Source organism: Leifsonia sp. RAF41 (genome assembly GCF_052114085.1).
GTDB lineage: Bacteria > Actinomycetota > Actinomycetes > Actinomycetales > Microbacteriaceae > Leifsonia.
The window spans coordinates 902906-919574 of record NZ_JBFREB010000001.1 but is presented as its reverse complement, the minus strand read 5'-3'; the positions used below and the strand labels follow the sequence as shown (position 1 = coordinate 919574).

Here is a 16669-nt window from a genome sequence, read left to right as displayed (position 1 = left end):
CTACCCCAGACCGCCGGACGGGCCGGCCTTCTGCCCGGCCGCGCTGCGGACGGTGTTGAGCGCCGTCAGGTCGAAGAGGCCCTTCAGCGAGCCGGGGGTCGACAGCCCGACCGCGCTCGCGTGCTTCGCCAGCGTGCTGAACGCCGCGGCATCCGGGTCGGTGTCGAAGGCGACGTGGTCCAGTGCCCGCAGGATCACGGCGTTCTCCAGCGTCTTGCCGGTGTCCGCCTTCAGCTGCGCGTTGATGTCGGTCGCGGCGGAAGCCGGGTTCTTCAGGGCGGCGACCGCGTCCGCGTTCCCCTGCACCAGCGCCTTCACAGTCTGCGGGTGCGCGTTGAAGAACGTGGAGGAGACAGCGAGCACGGTGGTCGGGAAACGTCCCCCCGGCCACTGCGACGCCTCGTCGACCAGGACCTTCGCCTTGGCATCCACCACGAACCGCGACACCCAGGGCTCCGGCACCCAGGCGCCGTCGAGTTTCCCGGCCTGGAACAGCGTCAGTGCCTGAGCGTTGTCCGTCGGCGCGATGGTGACATCCCCGCCGCCGGTCAGCGAGGTCTTCAGCCCCTGCTTGTTCAGCCAGTACCGCAGCGCCACATCCTGCGTGTTGCCGAGCTGCGGCGACGCGATCGTCTTGCCCTTGAGGTCGGCTGCGGATGAAATGCCGTCGGCGACCACCAGGGCTGCGCCGCCGGTCGCCACGCCCGAGACGATCTTCAGCGACTGGCCTTTGCTCTTCAGGTAGGAGTTGATGGCCGGGCTCGGTCCGATGTAGGCGGCATCGATCGCGCCCGCGCTGAGCGCTTCGATCTCCGCGGGGCCGGCGTTGAACTGCGTGGTCTGCAGCTTCGTCTTCCCGAGCGCTTTCTGCAGGAGGCCGTCGTGGATGCCGACGAGCGCGGGCGCGTGTGTCAGGTTGTCGAAGTAGCCGACCCGGATGGCGGCAGCGGGCGTGGACTCCGCACTCACCGCGGGGGCCGAGCAGCCGGTCAGGGCGGCTCCGGTCGCGGCGAGCAGAAGTACGGTGACGATGCGGAGCGGGTTACGCACGCTGGTCCTTTCCTGAGACGATTCCGGCCGCGAGGGTCGCGCCGGACTGCGGGTCGATGAGGAGGAACGCGCCGGTCTGCCGGTTGTCGGCGTACGGCTCGAAGGGCAGGGCTTCCGCCGTCCGGAGGGTGACGTGCCCGATGTCGTTCGCCTCGAGGGCATCGGCGGGCACGACGTGAAGGGTCGCGAGGTCACGTCGGCCCTCGATCTCGGTCAGGCGGGCCTGGACGGTGCTGGTCCCCCACTTCAGGAGCAGTCGAGCTCCGGGTACGCCGCGGGAGGCGTCCAGCCAGAACACCTCGGCCGTCACCTCGGACTGCGGCTCCGGGAGGCTGCCCGCCGCGGCGATGAGCGCACCGCGAGCCAGGTCGAGGTCGTCCGCGAGACTCACCGCGGCCGACTGCGGCGCCCGCGCGGAGGCGACGCTCCGGCCGGCCACGTCGATGCGGGTCACGACCGATGTCGCCCCGCCCGGGTGGATGCTCACGCGGTCGCCCACCGCGACGCTTCCGGAGGCGATGCGTCCAGCAGCCGAGCGGTAGTCCCGGTACTCGGCGGGGTCGAGCGCGGCGGCGTCCAGCCCGGTGGCGAGCGCCCCCTGCGGACGCAGCACGAGCTGCACCGGCAACCTGAGTTCCTCGGTGACCGCCTCGAGCTGGTCTGCGGTCGGCAGCGACTCCAGCAGCTCGAGCAGCGCCGGCCCGCGATACCACGGGGTCCGGGGCGAGCGCTCTGCGACGTTGTCGCCGTCCACCGCGCACACCGGCACGATGTGGAGGAACGGGATGCCCAGGCCGTCTGCGACCTCGGCGAGGTCGTCGCTGACAGCCTGTACCCGGGCGGCGTCGAAGTCGATTAGATCGATCTTGTTGATCGCCACGATCACGTGAGGAACGCGCAACAGGCTGATCACCGCCAGGTGGCGGCGGGTCTGCTCCAGTACGCCGTGGCGCGCATCCACGAGCAGCACCACGGCGTCCGCCGTCGTGGCCCCCGTGACCATGTTGCGGGTGTACTGCACGTGCCCCGGGCAGTCGGCGAGGATGAACGACCGTGCGTCCGTCGCGAAGTACCGGTAGGCGACGTCGATCGTGATGCCCTGCTCGCGCTCGGCGCGGAGGCCATCCGTGAACAGCGCGAGGTCGAGCCCGCCCGACTCGCCGCCGAAGCCGCGCTCCCGGGAGGTGCGCTCGACCGAGGCGAGGTGATCGGCGAGGATCGCTTTGGAGTCGTGCAGCAGCCGGCCGACCAGGGTCGACTTGCCGTCGTCCACTGAGCCGGCGGTCGCGAACCGGAACAGGGTGCCGCGCACCGCCGTCGCGCTGTCGGCCCGGAGGTCGTCGTCGAGTTGCAGCGTCATCAGAAGTATCCCTGTCGTTTGCGGTCTTCCATGGCGGCCTCGGAGATGCGGTCGTCCGCCCGGGTCGCGCCACGCTCGCTGAGAGTGGAGGCGGCCACCTCGCGCACCACGGCTGCGACGTCGAGGGCGTCCGACTCCACCGCGCCCGTGCAGCTCATGTCGCCCACGGTGCGGTAGCGCACCAGCCGGCGCTCCACCGTCTCGCCGCGGTCGGCCGGGGAGACCTCGCCGACCGCTCGCCACATCCCGTCGCGAGCGAAGACCTCACGCTCGTGCGCGTAGTAAAGCGAGGGCAGCTCGATGCCTTCGCGCTCGATGTAGCGCCAGATGTCCAGCTCGGTCCAGTTGCTGATGGGAAACACGCGCACGTGCTGACCGGGAGTGTGTCGGCCGTTGTACAGGCTCCACAGCTCGGGCCGCTGGTTGCGCGGGTCCCACTGGCCGAAGCCGTCTCGCAGCGAGAAGATGCGCTCTTTCGCCCGGGCCTTGTCCTCGTCGCGGCGAGCGCCGCCGAAGACGGCGTCGTGACGGCCGGCCTCGATCGCGTCGAGCAGCGGGACGGTCTGCAGCGGGTTCCTGGTGCCGTCGGCGCGCTCGGAAAGCCGGCCGTCGTCGATGTAGTCCTGCACCTGGGCCACCGCGAGGGGGATGCCGAAGCGCTCCGCGGTCCGGTCGCGGAAGTCGAGGACCTCCGGGAAGTTGTGCCCGGTGTCCACATGGAGCAGCGAGAACGGGATACGCGCCGGCCAGAACGCCTTCGCGGCCAGGTGGAGGACGACCACGGAGTCCTTGCCGCCGGAGAACAGCAGCACGGGCCGCTCGAACTCGGCGGCCACCTCGCGGATGATGTGGATCGCTTCGCTCTCGAGCTGGTCGAGGTGGCCCAGCGGGAGGCGGGTGATCGCTGTGCTGATGCTCATTGGTGCAGTCCGCATTCGGTCTTGGCGAGGCCGGCCCAGCGGCCGGAGCGCGGGTCTTCGCCTTCGGCGACGGGCTTCGTGCACGGCTCGCAGCCGATCGACGGGTACCCATTGGAAAGGAGCAGGTTGAGGGGCACGGCGTTCTCGGTGGCGTAGTCGAGGAGTTCGTCGAACGTCCACGCGGCGAGCGGGTTCACCTTCACCAGGCCGTTCTTCTCATCCCAGCTGATGAGCGGTGTCGCGGTCCGAGTCGGCGCCTCCTCGCGGCGCATGCCGGTGAACCACAGCTCGTAACCGGCCAAGGAGCGTCGCAGGGGCTCCACCTTGCGGCGGGCGCAGCACAGGTTCGGATCCCGGGAGAACAGTTCGGCGCCGAATTCCGCGTCCTGCTCGGCCACGGTCTGCACAGGCGTCACGTCCACCACGCGCACGTCGAGCGCCCGGGCGACCTCGTCACGCGTCACGTAGGTCTCCACGAAGTGGTAGCCGGTGTCGAGGAAGAGCACGTCCACGCCGGGCAGCGCCGACGCGACGACGTGCGGGAGGACGGCATCGGCCATCGAGCAGGCGACCGCCGTGCGCTCCACGCGGAAGTTCTCGGCGACCCAGGCGACGAGCTCCTGCGCAGTCGCGTTCTCCAGCTCGCGGGCCCCGCGCTCGGCGAGGGCACGCAGCTCGGCCACGGGACGGAGTTCGAGCGGCCGCACCGCAGGACTGCCCAGGTTCGTCGCGGTCATTGCAGCGCCTCCTCATCTGCCCGGTGGGCCCATTCGGCGAAGGTCTCGGTCTCGTCGCGGTCGGCGAGGAACCGCTTCACGATGCGCTCGACGTAGTCGGCGATGCCGTCGGCGGTGACCTTCAGTCCACGGACCGTTCGCCCGAGGCCGGCCTCGTCGCGATCGCGGGAAGCCAGTCCACCGCCCAGGTGCACCTGGAAGCCTGGCACCTGTCCCCCATTGCCGTCCGGCAGCAGCTGGCCCTTCAGCCCGATGTCGGCGGTCTGGATGCGCGCACACGAGTTCGGGCAGCCGTTGACGTGCAGGCTGAGCGGCGCAGGCAGGTCCAGGCCCTCGAGCCGTTCCTCCAGCTCCTGCACGGCGGTGGTGGCGGTGGCCTTCGTCTCGACGATCGCCAGCTTGCAGAACTCGATGCCGGTGCAGGCGATCGTGCCGCGACGGAACACGCTCGGGCGGGCGGTGAGGCCCAGCTCCTCCAGCTCGGCGACGGCCTGCTCTACGCGCTCCTCGGGGATGTCGAGCGCGAGGATCTTCTGGTGCGGCGTGGTCCGCAGTCGCTGCGAGCCGTGCCGCTCCAGCAGGTCGGCGAGCTGCCCGAGGGTGGTCCCCGAGACCCTGCCGACGAACGGGGTGACCCCGATGAAGTAACGGCCGTCCTTCTGCTTGTGAACCCCGACGTGGTCGCCCGCAGTGGTTGGGGCGGCCGGTGCCGGTCCGTCGGCGAGCGGAGCATCCAGGTACTCCTCCTCGAGCACCTGCCGGAACTTCTCAACACCCCAGTCGGCGAGCAGGAACTTCAGGCGCGCCTTGTTCCGGAGGCGGCGGTAGCCGTAGTCGCGGAAGATCTGCACGACGCCGTGCCAGACCTCCGGCACCCGCTCCGCCGGGACGAACGCACCCAGCCGCTCCGCGAGGCGCGGCGTCGTGGAGAGGCCGCCGCCGACCCAGAGGTCGAAACCGACGCCGAAGTCGGGGTGGTCCACGACGACGAAGGAGACGTCGTTGATCTCGTGCACTACATCCTGGCTCGGGTGGCCGCTGATCGCGGTCTTGAACTTGCGCGGCAGGTTCGCCAGCTCCGGGTCGAGGAGGAACCGGTCGGCGATCTCCTCGATCAGCGGCGTCGGGTCGATCAACTCGTCCGCGGCGATCCCCGCGACCGGCGAACCGAGGAAGACGCGCGGCACGTCCCCGCACGCCTCCGTCGTGCTGAGGCCCACGGACTCCAGGCGGCGCCAGATCTCCGGGACATCCTCGACACGGATCCAGTGCAGCTGGATGTTCTGCCGGTCGGTCAGGTCGGCCGAGTCGCGTCCGAACTCCGTCGAGATGCCCGCGATGGTCCGCAGCTGCGCGGTCGTCAGCTGCCCGCCGTCGATCCGGACCCGCAGCATGAAGTACTCGTCCTCGAGCTCGTGCGGCTCGAGCGTCGCGGTCTTGCCGCCGTCGATCCCCGGCTTGCGCTGGGTGTAGAGCCCCCACCAGCGGAAGCGTCCGTGCAGGTCGGTCGGGTCGATAGACGCGAACCCGCCGGTGGCGTAGACGCGCTCGATGCGCTCACGGACGGCGAGCCCGCCATCCTCCTGCTTCCACACCTCGTTGCCGTTCAGCGGAGCCTTTCCATCGACCGCCCACTGACCGTTCGGGCGCGCGTCCGGACGACGCTGCCGGGTCGCCGCCAGGGCGGTTTGCTTTTCCGAGATCGTCACCGAGAGTCCTTCCTCCGCGCGATCGCGGATCAGGGAGGAACCTAGGGCTCGCTTCCAACCGAACGGAAGGGCGAGCGTAATATTTAGACTCAATCCAGAAATCTGTGCCAGTCTTCGCGGGTGCGTCATCTGCGAAGACCCCTCATCGCCGTCGTCACCGTCTCGCACGGTACGTCAGACCCGCTTGGTCAGCTCACGATGTCTCGGTACGCCGCAGCGATTCACGAGAACCTGGACGCCGACTTGGCAGTTCACGCGTTCGTCGATGTGCAGGCTCCCCGCCTCTCGGTCGCGTTGGCAGCGCTCCCCGCTGAGGCTTTGATTGTGGTAATTCCCTTGCTGCTCTCTCGTGGCGTCCATGTTGGACGCGACCTACCGGGGGCCGTCGAGCCCTACAGTCACAGAGCTGTTATCGCAGCACCACTCGGCCCCGATGCCCACCTCTCGGAGGTTCTTGTCGAACGCCTCGCCGAGGCCGGGCATTGCTCGGACGAGCCAGTTGTGCTCGCGGTTGCAGGGTCCAGCGACCCTGCCGGAATAGACGACGCCAGACGCGCTGGTGCGCTACTGGGGAAAGTCTGGGCCGGGGCCATCGCCGTCGGATTCGTCAGCTCCGCCACACCCTCCGTGGACGACGCGGTCAAGCACGCGAGGCACCTCCATCCGACTGGTGAACGGCTAGCGATCTCGAGTTATATGCTTGCGCCCGGCTACTTTCACGGGCTGTTAGCAACCGCGGGTGCAGATCGCACCACTGAGCCATTGCTGCGGGCCGAGGGGCCGCCCCATGGCAGACTCATCGACGTGGCACTGCGCCGCTATTGGTCCGCGCGGTCGGCCTTCGATTGACCTGCGTGGGCCTTCGGCATCCTAAGAAGCCGAAGCAGCTCATGTATAGAGCTGACCAAGCCGAAGGCGGCCCCTGTCAGCAGGATCACTGCAGACACGGTCACCCCGGCAACCGACAGCGCCGACCATTGCACCAGGCACAGTATGGCGAGCAGCACAAATGAAGCACTAGTGAGCGCGAGCACGATGAGCGATCGCACCCGCTCCGTCCGCTGAGGTGGCATCGAGTCTCGTTTCAGTGTTCCGCCTGGCCGATCGCGCTGTCGCGGCCAAACCTAGTTCGTCTCCAAGCGAAGTTGAGGTTTCCATTACTGCGTATGTCGACCTTGTAAGGCCCGGCTCGCGCGATCGTTGCACAGCGGTGGTCCTGGGAATGGGACGCCGGCTCATAGACAGCCATCCATCGCGCCGTCCGTTCGGGCTCCTGCGGGAATACATCACATCGAGGACGACTCCGGCGCTTGCGAGTATCCCAAGCACCACTCGGTACGTCGGCCTAATTAGGGCTCCGGAACAGGGAGCACGTCGCAAGGCATCTAGAAACCTCCGAGACGCACCGGAGATCTGCTCAGGCAAGCCTGAGATTCCCAGAGACCATTCGCCAGGAGGCTTATTGTCCGACCTGACCCGCGCAGTGACGGGCGCTCAGCTTCCGAGGCGCCGGGGTTGCTCACGGGCGGGCGATTAGTTCCGGTGCCACCGAGCGAAATTCCATGACGTCCAGCCCGACACGTTCTGCTGCGATGAGCTGAGAGATCATTTCGATAATGACGTAACCGGCGCTCAATAATGTTGCGGCTGAGGGAAACGCCTGCTTAGCTGACGCTCAAAATGCGCGACTCTAAGTCGTCCAGTTCTAGGTGGAGACCACCTGCGCGGGGACCGCGCTGTCGAATGAATGGAGATCTAGTCAAGTGAGCGTCGACGCTCCTTCCTCGCCGATGTCGCGGTCCTACTCAATTGTCGTGCCCGCGTACAACGAGTCATTCACCATTGCCCAGACACTCGATTCTCTCGCCCTGTGCGCAGATCGAGCCAAGCGGCTTGTGAACGCCAGCGTAGAAATAGTGGTGGTGGACAACGGCAGCACCGACGACACGGCGACCGTGGCGGCACATATCGGCGTTCGGTGCATCGATGAACCACTGCCAGGGGCCGGCGCTGCCAGAAATGCCGGAGCGCGCGCTACAAGGGGCGACTACATCGTCTTTGTCGATGCCGACGTGAGGGTTTCACCGCTGTTCCTGGTCGCGTTGGACATCGCAATTAATGGTGGCGACTTGCGTGCTGGGGCGCCCACGGCGATCTACCGCCCTAAGAAGTTGGGCTCGTGGTTTATATGCGCGTACTGGGATCGACGACGCGCGCGCGGCGGCCCGGCGCAGGGTGTCGGCCAGTTCTATGAAAGGGCCCTGTTCGAAACCCTTGGCGGATACAACGCAGAGATGCGAATGAGCGAGGATGTTGACTTATACATTCGCGCGGGCGAGCACCTCCGGGCTCAGCTCCTTCCGGGACCAAAAATAGTGCCCGATTCAATCATCTGGCCATCGACACGACGGTACGACGAGTGGAGCAACCTCCGGATGATCCTTCTGCAGAACGCCTGGATAGTGGGGCGATTTACGCGGAGTGCACGACTCTGGAAGAGCTGGCGCGAGAACGCGATTAGATAGCTGGACCCGGCCGCTGCAATTTCTCCAACTCTAGAGCGGCCTCCCCGGCGCGACCGTACGAATCGACAAGAATCGCCGTCCCGCCGAATCGTTCGAACGCGTCGCAGTTTGCGCGACTGTCGTCTATCAGAACGGCGTTTCGCACATCGATCCCACGCTGCCTTAGCCACGGGCCGAAGAAGCGTTCAGGGCTTTCAGCCTTCAGGACGCCTACGGTGGCGGACGAGATTATGCCGTCGGCAAACGACCGGATGTCACGTCGTGCCCACGCCATCTCTTGAAAAAAGTCCATGTTGTCCGTTGCGATTACGATCTGCCAAGAAGCAGCGAGTTCGCGAAGGGCGCGCACAAGAGAAGCGTTTAGCGGCTCGCGCACGCATTCTTCCAGCAGACGACGTTCAAGGAACCGCGGGCGGAACCGCCGGTCCTCCACCCGGAGCATCGCGGCCGAGCGAACGACTTCGTTGGTAGTTACCTCTCCTCGCATCCAGGACTGAAGCATCGCGGTGTCACCGTCGAATATGCGCTGACGAACGGCGTCGACAGCCCTGTGATACGGATGTTTGTGATTCTTCTCGATCGAATCCCAGAAATTGAGATTGCTCAGGACACCGTGCCAGTCAACGAATACAACCCGTCGGAATAGGGCGGCCTGTGCGGTTGGTTCAGGATGCTGTGATCGGTCGACCATTACATTTTTCATTTTAACAAGAAATCCGTCATAAGCAAAGGGATCACGTCCTCGACGGACGCTGCGTCGATGAAGGTCACGGAGGGAGACAGCTGCATGTCTAACTCGAAAAACTCCTTGAAGGCAGCAACAAACTCATCGTCGATAAACATGGGAGGCAGGGCTCCCATGCGAGTCTCCAGCCGACTCCGCAGCAGCGACGGTGCGGCATCAAGGAAAAAGGTTGCGTCGGGGACCGAAACGGGAAGCTGAGCCGCGAGGTCCCTCACTCGCGGTAACGAGTCGTACCTGCGCAACTTGTCCAGGGCGTAGGCGTGAGCAAGGAGTGAATCAATCGATCGATCGAACAACACAGAGTATGCAGGGTCCAACAGCGCTAGCTTCGCGCTTCGTTCGGCCTCCACTTGAGCGAAAACGAGAAATGCCTCAACTTGCCCGGCAGTCGAGCCTGGGTCGAATGGAGGGATCGGGCTTGCTCCTAGGGCTTCCACATAACAACCGAAGTGAAATACTTGCGTGTGAGCTGCGAGAATCCGCGCTATGAGCGTGGTTTTGCCTGAGAGCGATGGTCCTTCGATAGCGAGGATGCTGCGGGGATGGCTAGGAGCGAATTCGCTAACGTCGTCAATGGAGTCGCGCAGCGGCGCGCAATCACTCGACTTGTCGCTTACCTCCCGCACGGGGAGATCTTACGACAACGCGTACCCGCTGGCCGAGTGACCATCTGGGCGACCAATCTCGTCCTTCTGGTCACCGACGCCCTCAGATAGTTCGCGACATGCCCTTCGGCCGTGAGGGCGAAACTATTGCGGTGCGTTGCGCTCGCATCTCAAGAGCATGCTCGATCCAACGATGCGGCACGCCTCCACGGTGACTACGAGCGGTCCCCTCACACCGCTGCAACCGGCACCCGAGACGCCGCAATCTCGTACAACCTCACGGGCAGCCCCGACCCCGACAGGAACGAATCCTCGTCAATGCCAACCGCGCGCAACACCTCGCGTGCGCGCGGAAGCATTGACGGCATCTCCAGCGACGAGATTCGTCCGGGCTCCGCACGGCGCCAGCCGTTCTGCGACATTCGCACGGCTGCGTTGCGGTACGAGACATCGCTCATAAGCCCGAGCGCTCGCGCCCGGTAGAGCAGCGCAGCAAGGCTCACGCCCCAGTACTCCTTGAGCTTCGCTAACTCCGCCCACGCCTTTCCTGCGGTCGAGGTGGGAAGGAATGGCGCAATCTCCTCGGCTGGCATGAGGAACTCCGAAGCGAATCGATTGGCTTGCTCCTCGGCAACCTTTCCGCCAGGTTCTGCATCGTGATGCATGATCAGGTGGCCAAGCTCATGAGCCACATCGAACCGCTGCCGGTAGTAGTCGTCCTTCACCGGATTCAACACGATGATCGGCCGGGTCGCTGAATGCAGAGAGTACGCGTCGATCGATGCCACACCTGGCTCACTGAACACTACGACGACGCCGTAGCGCTCGACAAGACGCACCATATGTTGCACAGGACCGGGAGGGAGGCTGAAGTGCTCCCGCGCCTCTCCTGCCGCTTCTTCGGGAGTCATTGAACGTTCGTCAGGATCCACGGGGAGGTCCGGGAGGAGCGTCTCTGGGAACTCCACCACGTTCTCGAGCATGCCTGCGATTTCTGCCACGAACCTGCCGTAGGCCTCCGCCTCGTCTTGCGCGAGCTGTGGCGTCGACCGGAGCGACCGGAAGTGTGGCTTGTTTGTCTTCGGCGGTGCCCCGCCGCCAAAGAACTGCGGCTCGACTTGGAGGGCGAGCGCCAGTTTCGCCACGGTCGCGCGGTTGGGCTGTTTGGCACCGCTCTCCCACGCCGTCACCGAGGCCGGCGACATCTCGATGAGCGAGGCAAGGTGGGATTTCTTGAGCCCCTTTAGCTGTCGTGCCATGGTGAGGCGCTCGCCGTTGAAGAATGAGGCTGCAGCGGCGAGTGTCTGAGATGGCCGACGCACATCAACCATTGGCCATGCCAGAACCTTCGCCTGCGCCTGTGCGCTTAATCCGCACTGGCACGTCCTCGACGTCCGTTGAGGCTCCCCCACGTGGCATGGCGGGCGGAACGGGAAGACCCGTGCCGCCCATCGGCGTGCCGCCAGAGAGAAGCTTCTTTTTCCAGTGCCAGCAGGAATCGTCGTTCTGCCCAGGATTCTTGCTCTGCCCAATGTAAAGCTCGAACTGCTTAGTCATCGGGTTGAAGGCATGTGCCGCAACCAACGTGACGCCGGCGAAATCGTCATCATCAGGGATGCCCGGGATTGACTCCAGGCCGAATTCCTCGTCGGAAAACAGCGTGTCGTCGCCCAGGAACAGCTGATCAGCCACGCGCTTCTTAGCGTCGCTGCGCTGCACCCACTTAATGTCGTCGATCTTGCCGAAGGGATACGACTGCAGCAGCACCCGATAGCCCGGAATTGCCCAGCCCGGCGACTGCTTGTAATCACGGCGAACGACAGCATCTGCCGCCAAGTTCGGCATAGAGTCGAAAGCTTCAGGAGTGATGCCACGCTTGAGTACATCCAAACCAGCACCGTTGAGCCCGTCGGCCAGCTCGAAGCGCCCATTCGAGGTGGCGCGGTCAAGGTGGTCCTTCAGGTGCTTGAAGTTGAGATAACCGACGACGCCCTGGTCATGGCCCTGGTCCTCGTCGTACACCTGGTCCGTCGCGGCGAACGCGGCAGGTGCCGCCCAGGTCAGGACATCGAGCAGGCCCGAGGCCCGGAGGGTGGAGAGGGCGTCGACTTCAGCGGTCATGTGGACCAAGGTACACGATGCCCAGTAGATTGCGCGTCGTTTTTTACTTTCGGCGTGTCATGGCCAGATTCCGCCAACCTGGGCAGAGCTCGCTATCCATCGGCCGCAACCGCCGTTGCGGCAGTGCTATCCAAAATGCACTTCATCGAGTTGAGGCTTGTCTGCCCTGGTGAGGACTTCCGCGACTGCGTCGGTCGCAGGCTTTTATCTCTATGCCCCCAAACGGGAGGGTGGCGACCCAGCACCCCCTCCGTCTAAATTTGATCGAACGTCTGATGGGGGTAGAACGCGCGTGCCGATCGACCAGCTGAGACGTACTCTGCCGACGCCCAATGATCGCCAAGAGGATGTCATCTACCTCGATGCCGACCGCGACCAGGTGGTGCTCGGGACTGCTGGATCGGGCAAGACCTTGATGGCAGTTCACAGGGCTGTGTACCTGGCCGACCAGCAATACAACCACGCGGGGCGAACCCTCTTGGTGACCTATAACAAGGCGCTCGTCTCCTACCTTCGACACCTCGCGGGAGGCGCCTCGGCCGGCGTCGACATACGCAACTACCACCACGTCGCCAGGGGGTACTTGCGCGGGCGTGGACAATTCGGCGGATACAACATCGTGCTAGACGGTCATGCGCGAAACGGCTTGGCGCGGCTAGCCATCGAGCACGTCGCGTCTACTCGCGGGCCAACCAGATTGCTTAGCCGTCCGCTCGAATTCTTCCTCGATGAGCTCGACTGGATCTCGGGTCACGGTTTTTCGGAGCGGGATGCCTACTACGCGGCCGAACGGAGAGGTCGGCTGGCACCACTGCAGCCCAGCCAGCGACAGGTTCTGTGGGAGGTCCGAGATAAGTACCTTTCGTTGAGAGCTGAGAACGGCTACCGCTACGACTGGTGGGAACTTCCGTCCGCGGTGCTCGCCGAACTAAACAGAGACCAGGACGAACGTCTTTATCGTCACATCGTGATCGACGAGGCGCAGGACCTGCCGCCAGAAGCGATCCGGTCCCTTGTGCAGATGGTGGACCCGGACGGAAGCGTCACGCTGTTTGCTGACTATGCTCAGCAGCTCTACGGACAGCGGACGTCGTATGTGAGCTGTGGCCTGCGTGTGCGCAAGGCCGAGGAATTCAAGGAGAACTTTCGAAATAGCGTCGGTATCGCCAACTTGGCAATTGGAACGTCTGCACTCCCTCATTTCACTGATTCGCTGGACTTGGTTGTACCCACCAGTCCCACGACGGCAGGCACGCCACCGACACTTTTCCGAGCGGCGAACGCTGAAGCGGAGCGCGATGCTGTACGAGCTCAGGCCCAGCAGCTCGGAGCGACCGGACGCGTTGCGATCCTGGCGCCGACCTGGAGCGAAGCACGGTGGTACACAATCGGCCTCAATGGTGTTCGGGGGCTAAAAGAAGACAGTCCCTGGTCGGATAAGCCGGGCATCTACTTCGGCACCTACTATTCGGCCAAGGGGCTGGAGTTCGATGGAATTATCATGCCCGGACTGAATGCTTCCGACCATCCGGACCCAGACGCCGCAGAAGCCTTTGGCCACGAGGAGGCAATGGAACGAGACGCTCGACTCCTCTACGTCGGCATTACGCGCGCGCGCGATGAGCTGTTGGCAACATATACCGAGGAATTCACCTCTGTCCTGCCGTCCCCGGAAAGCGGTCTATGGCTCACGTCGGAAACGCCCGGATGACAGCCACCATCGACTTGGACATTGCTGCACGCCTTGAAGCCCGCGGCGTCACACGCCTCACGCATTTCACTAACAGCCGGAACTTGCGGCGCATATTGCGCACCGGCGAAATCCTCTCGACCGCCGAGCTCGAACGACGTGAGGCGTTGCACGTTATCACCGACCGTGAACGGTATGACGGCCAACGCGACCACGTGTGTTGCAGCCTGGAGTATCCCAACATGTTTTACTTCTTCCGAGCATCCGGGAGACTCGCGACGGTCAATTACTCGGATTGGGTCATCTTCTTGATCGATCCGATGCAGGCTGCGCGCGCTGGGGTGCTGTTCTCGCCCGTGAACGCAGCGACTGGTTCCGGTAGATACTTATCGTCCGGGGCAGAGGCTGTCGACAAGTTATTCGCCCCGAGTGTCAACGGTCGCGCACGGAGAGCCACCCACAACGTGAACTCCCCCACTGATGTGCAGGCAGAGGTTTTGATTCCCAGGTCAATTCCGCTGTCGGCGGTCACCGGGATAGTGGTGCCAGATATGGACAGTCTGCGACGTGATCAGGGTCGGCTCAGTCACCTTGGCATCGACGACCAGGGCCTTCCCTGGTTCACGTCCGAGGGGCTTTTCCAGAAAGATAGGGTCGTATCGGCCGTAACAAGAAGTCAGCCCATTTCTCTCGAGGGACCCTGGACAACCACAAACTGGATCGGAGGATAGCCGTGGCACGTAGCCTTCATGAGCGAGCTCAGGCGCTGATGCTTGCGGCTGCCGCCGGAGACTCCCTGGGGTGGCCCCAAGAGGAACGTGGTGGACTCGTCGGAGGAAAGCGCGCTCGGCTCGCGCGTCGTCCCACGCCGGAATTTTCATCTTGGCACCGCAACAGCGGGACGCGCTTCGCCCGCTACCAGGAGACAGTCGACGCCGGGGATTACAGCGACGACACGCAGCTCATGCTTGCCGTCGCGAGGAGTTGCTTGGTGTCCGACGACTGGGAAAGATACCTCACCCAGATCGAATTCCCGTCGTGGCCGACCTACCAACGGGGCGGGGGAAGGGCAGTCTTGAGGGCCGCGAACTCCTGGGCGGACAAGGTCACCCCGTGGCGAGGTAAGCGACCCAGCGATACACAGGCGTATTTCGAGGCAGGGGCAAATGGTGTCGCTATGCGGATCGCCCCTCACGTCATTTGGGCGACGGCACGCGGCCTCCCCATGGAATCTTTACTGGAACGAGTTGTTCGCGACGGAGTTCTGACCCATGGACATCCTCGCGCCCTGATTGGCGCGATGAGTTTCGCCTCATCTCTCGCGTTCGCCCTACAAAGCGAGGAGGTGTTCGAACCTGAGTCCCTGGTTCATGCGGCGGAAAGTGGACTCATCGACGGCCGGGTCGCGCTTAAGCATGCACCCCACGGTTGGCTGGACTCAATTACGCAGGCCAACTACGTCGAGCAATGGAACTCCGTTAACGCAGAAATGTATGGCCTACTTGCCACCGCAAGGCGTTCGCTCCGTCAAGGGAGTATGTCCAACGTTTCGGCAACACTCAATGACCTAGGGGCGATCGGCAAGTACTCGGGCTCGGGCACCGCGTCTGCCGCAGCCGCCATTTACCTCGCAAGCCGCGCCGGCACGAGGCCTATAAGCGGATTGCTGCAGGCCGCGTTCGAGCAGGGCGCGGACACAGACACCTTGGCCTCGATGACGGGGTCGCTGCTTGGCGCTATTCATGGTTCTCAGTGGCTCGGTGACCTGCACGACGTGCAGGACGCCTCCTACCTAGCCCGACTCGCTTCAGCCCTGGTAGAAGGCGTTCCGCTGCTCCCTCCGGTGGGACGAAGCACGACGCAATCGTTGTACATCGCGCTCGACCGCGGTGGCGAATCCGGGACGTTTATCGATGGCCGAAAGTACCAAGTAATCAAGACGTCAGTGATTTCGCAGACGCCAGTCGTGTCGAGATTCCGCCTCCATCTCGAAGATGGTCAATCCGTCATCGTCGACCGTATGCGCCGGAATAGCGGACAAAAGGATGGAACGTCGACTGCAAGAAGTGAGCTTGGTGCGCCCTCGTCCTCGGGCTCGCGACTACCCGCCAATCCCGACGAGCGGCGCGAAGGCGTCCGCGACAAAGGTGTCATTGTTTCGCTGGGCGTCACTGACTTGAAGAAAACCGTCTCCTTTTACGAACGGCTTGTGGAGCATCCCCTCGAGCGTACTTCCGCTGGGTTCAGGCTGACCGGATCCGTCCGCTTCGAAGTTTTGCCGCATTCGGACACGCTCAGCTTGCCGGATGGTCAAGTCAGCTTTACGGTGTCCGACATCCGCGGATTTGCCACGCGCATCGGTGAGAAGACGCGCGTCAGCGATGCGCTAGGCACGCACTTGCAACTTATCGACCCCGACGGCCGGACGGTGATCGTAACGGAGTCCGATGGATAACCCGACCCCGACCTATTTTGCTGACCAAGAGGTCGCGAGCGAGGGACACGGTGGGAGTGATGCCCTAACGCCTGCCTTCACCTGTTGAGGAGACACTCACACCTCCGCCGCTAGCTGCATCTTCCAAGTTGTCGCAGCGCTACGCCCCTGATCAACGGTCCTCAATTCAAAGGAACACAATGTCGAGCAACGACAGGCTGATGAAACGCCTGAGATACGAGCTGACCGCAACGGCCAAGGAAGGCGCTCGCCGGGCGCTCCAGCAGCCGTATGCGGACGGATACGACGAGGCGGCGAACGTCACCGTCCAACTTCTTCAAAGCAAAATAGATGACCTCCATCGCCGCATGAAGAATCAGGGCGGCCTCTCCGAAAAAGAGCAATATCTCTTGGCGCATCTCATTGACATGAAAGAAGAGTTGGAGCGCGCGCTCCGCGACGCCTGGACTGAATTGCCTCAAGACTAGAGCGCTCTAACCGAGCCTCGCTCTGCGGCGACCATGGATTGCAGAATCCCCTAGCCGAAACAACAAGCCTCTTCCTTCGATTTGCACCACAGCAGGTGCATGCCCTCTGCGTACTGAACGTCTCTACCAGGCTATGAGGCCCAGCGTACTGAGGCCTGCGGTAGCACCGTGGCAGCCGATATATGCCGACCCGGGCCGGCTGGCTGATGCGGAGTCCGCTCTTCCTAGTTCACGGATAGGACGATATTGCTTGGCAGCATTCCCAGTTCGCACTCATCTTCTCTG

The 16669-nt window shown here is 63.9% G+C and carries 15 protein-coding genes; 6 read left to right on the top strand and 9 right to left on the bottom strand.

Annotated elements, in window-relative coordinates; translation table 11 throughout:
- Genes AB4Y74_RS04340 through AB4Y74_RS04320 form a run of 5 tightly spaced genes read right to left on the bottom strand, consistent with a single transcriptional unit; the run spans position 1 to position 5776 of the window.
- Positions 1–1050, bottom strand: a complete 1050-nt coding sequence (locus tag AB4Y74_RS04340) for an ABC transporter substrate-binding protein (protein ID WP_441797885.1) — start codon at positions 1048–1050, stop codon at positions 1–3.
- Positions 1043–2410: a sulfate adenylyltransferase subunit 1 gene (locus AB4Y74_RS04335; protein WP_441797884.1), complete on the bottom strand. Its 1368-nt coding sequence runs from the start codon at positions 2408–2410 to the stop codon at positions 1043–1045. The genes AB4Y74_RS04340 and AB4Y74_RS04335 overlap by 8 nt, the downstream gene beginning before the upstream one ends.
- Positions 2410–3330: a sulfate adenylyltransferase subunit CysD gene (gene cysD, locus AB4Y74_RS04330; RefSeq protein ID WP_441797883.1), complete on the bottom strand. Its 921-nt coding sequence runs from the start codon at positions 3328–3330 to the stop codon at positions 2410–2412. The genes AB4Y74_RS04335 and cysD overlap by 1 nt, the downstream gene beginning before the upstream one ends.
- The gene (locus AB4Y74_RS04325; protein WP_441797882.1) at positions 3327–4067 is read right to left on the bottom strand and encodes a phosphoadenylyl-sulfate reductase; all 741 of its coding nucleotides are present in this window, start codon (positions 4065–4067) and stop codon (positions 3327–3329) included. The genes cysD and AB4Y74_RS04325 overlap by 4 nt, the downstream gene beginning before the upstream one ends.
- Positions 4064–5776, bottom strand: coding sequence for a nitrite/sulfite reductase (locus AB4Y74_RS04320; RefSeq protein WP_441797881.1), 1713 nt, complete (start codon positions 5774–5776; stop codon positions 4064–4066). The genes AB4Y74_RS04325 and AB4Y74_RS04320 overlap by 4 nt, the downstream gene beginning before the upstream one ends.
- Positions 5777–5896: 120 nt before the next feature.
- Here AB4Y74_RS04320 and AB4Y74_RS04315 point away from each other — a divergent pair, with 120 nt between their 5' ends.
- Both AB4Y74_RS04315 and AB4Y74_RS04310 read left to right on the top strand, forming a co-directional pair.
- The gene (locus tag AB4Y74_RS04315; protein WP_441797880.1) at positions 5897–6625 is read left to right on the top strand and encodes a sirohydrochlorin chelatase; all 729 of its coding nucleotides are present in this window, start codon (positions 5897–5899) and stop codon (positions 6623–6625) included.
- Between the two features lie 965 nt (positions 6626–7590).
- A complete protein-coding gene (locus AB4Y74_RS04310; RefSeq protein WP_441797879.1) occupies positions 7591–8301 on the top strand; it encodes a glycosyltransferase in 711 nt (236 codons plus the stop codon).
- On the opposite strand, the gene AB4Y74_RS04305 is transcribed toward AB4Y74_RS04310, so the two are convergent.
- From AB4Y74_RS04305 to AB4Y74_RS04290, 4 genes are all read right to left on the bottom strand, one after another.
- Positions 8294–8992 carry a hypothetical protein gene (locus tag AB4Y74_RS04305; RefSeq protein WP_441797878.1) on the bottom strand — a complete coding sequence of 233 codons (699 nt, stop codon included), beginning with the start codon at positions 8990–8992 and terminating at the stop codon, positions 8294–8296. The two genes, AB4Y74_RS04310 and AB4Y74_RS04305, sit on opposite strands and share 8 nt — an antisense overlap.
- An 8-nt stretch (positions 8993–9000) precedes the next feature.
- Positions 9001–9672, bottom strand: a complete 672-nt coding sequence (locus AB4Y74_RS04300) for a hypothetical protein (RefSeq protein ID WP_441797877.1) — start codon at positions 9670–9672, stop codon at positions 9001–9003.
- A gap of 209 nt (positions 9673–9881) precedes the next feature.
- Positions 9882–10982 (bottom strand): XRE family transcriptional regulator, encoded by a 1101-nt coding sequence (locus tag AB4Y74_RS04295; protein ID WP_441797876.1) that lies wholly within the window; start codon positions 10980–10982, stop codon positions 9882–9884.
- On the bottom strand, positions 10975–11772 hold the full coding sequence (locus AB4Y74_RS04290) for a hypothetical protein (RefSeq protein ID WP_441797875.1): 798 nt from the start codon (positions 11770–11772) through the stop codon (positions 10975–10977). The genes AB4Y74_RS04295 and AB4Y74_RS04290 overlap by 8 nt, the downstream gene beginning before the upstream one ends.
- Before the next feature lie 292 nt (positions 11773–12064).
- On the opposite strand from AB4Y74_RS04290, the gene AB4Y74_RS04285 reads away from it, so the two are divergent.
- The 4 genes from AB4Y74_RS04285 to AB4Y74_RS04270 all read left to right on the top strand — a co-directional run bounded on the left by AB4Y74_RS04285 (position 12065) and on the right by AB4Y74_RS04270 (position 16384).
- Positions 12065–13483 carry a 3'-5' exonuclease gene (locus tag AB4Y74_RS04285; protein WP_441797874.1) on the top strand — a complete coding sequence of 473 codons (1419 nt, stop codon included), beginning with the start codon at positions 12065–12067 and terminating at the stop codon, positions 13481–13483.
- Positions 13480–14193 (top strand): DarT ssDNA thymidine ADP-ribosyltransferase family protein, encoded by a 714-nt coding sequence (locus AB4Y74_RS04280; RefSeq protein ID WP_441797873.1) that lies wholly within the window; start codon positions 13480–13482, stop codon positions 14191–14193. The genes AB4Y74_RS04285 and AB4Y74_RS04280 overlap by 4 nt, the downstream gene beginning before the upstream one ends.
- A gap of 38 nt (positions 14194–14231) precedes the next feature.
- Positions 14232–15917, top strand: coding sequence for an ADP-ribosylglycohydrolase family protein (locus AB4Y74_RS04275; RefSeq protein ID WP_441800392.1), 1686 nt, complete (start codon positions 14232–14234; stop codon positions 15915–15917).
- Positions 15918–16096: 179 nt separating this feature from the next.
- Positions 16097–16384 carry a hypothetical protein gene (locus AB4Y74_RS04270; protein WP_441797872.1) on the top strand — a complete coding sequence of 96 codons (288 nt, stop codon included), beginning with the start codon at positions 16097–16099 and terminating at the stop codon, positions 16382–16384.
- Positions 16385–16669 lie beyond the last annotated feature (285 nt).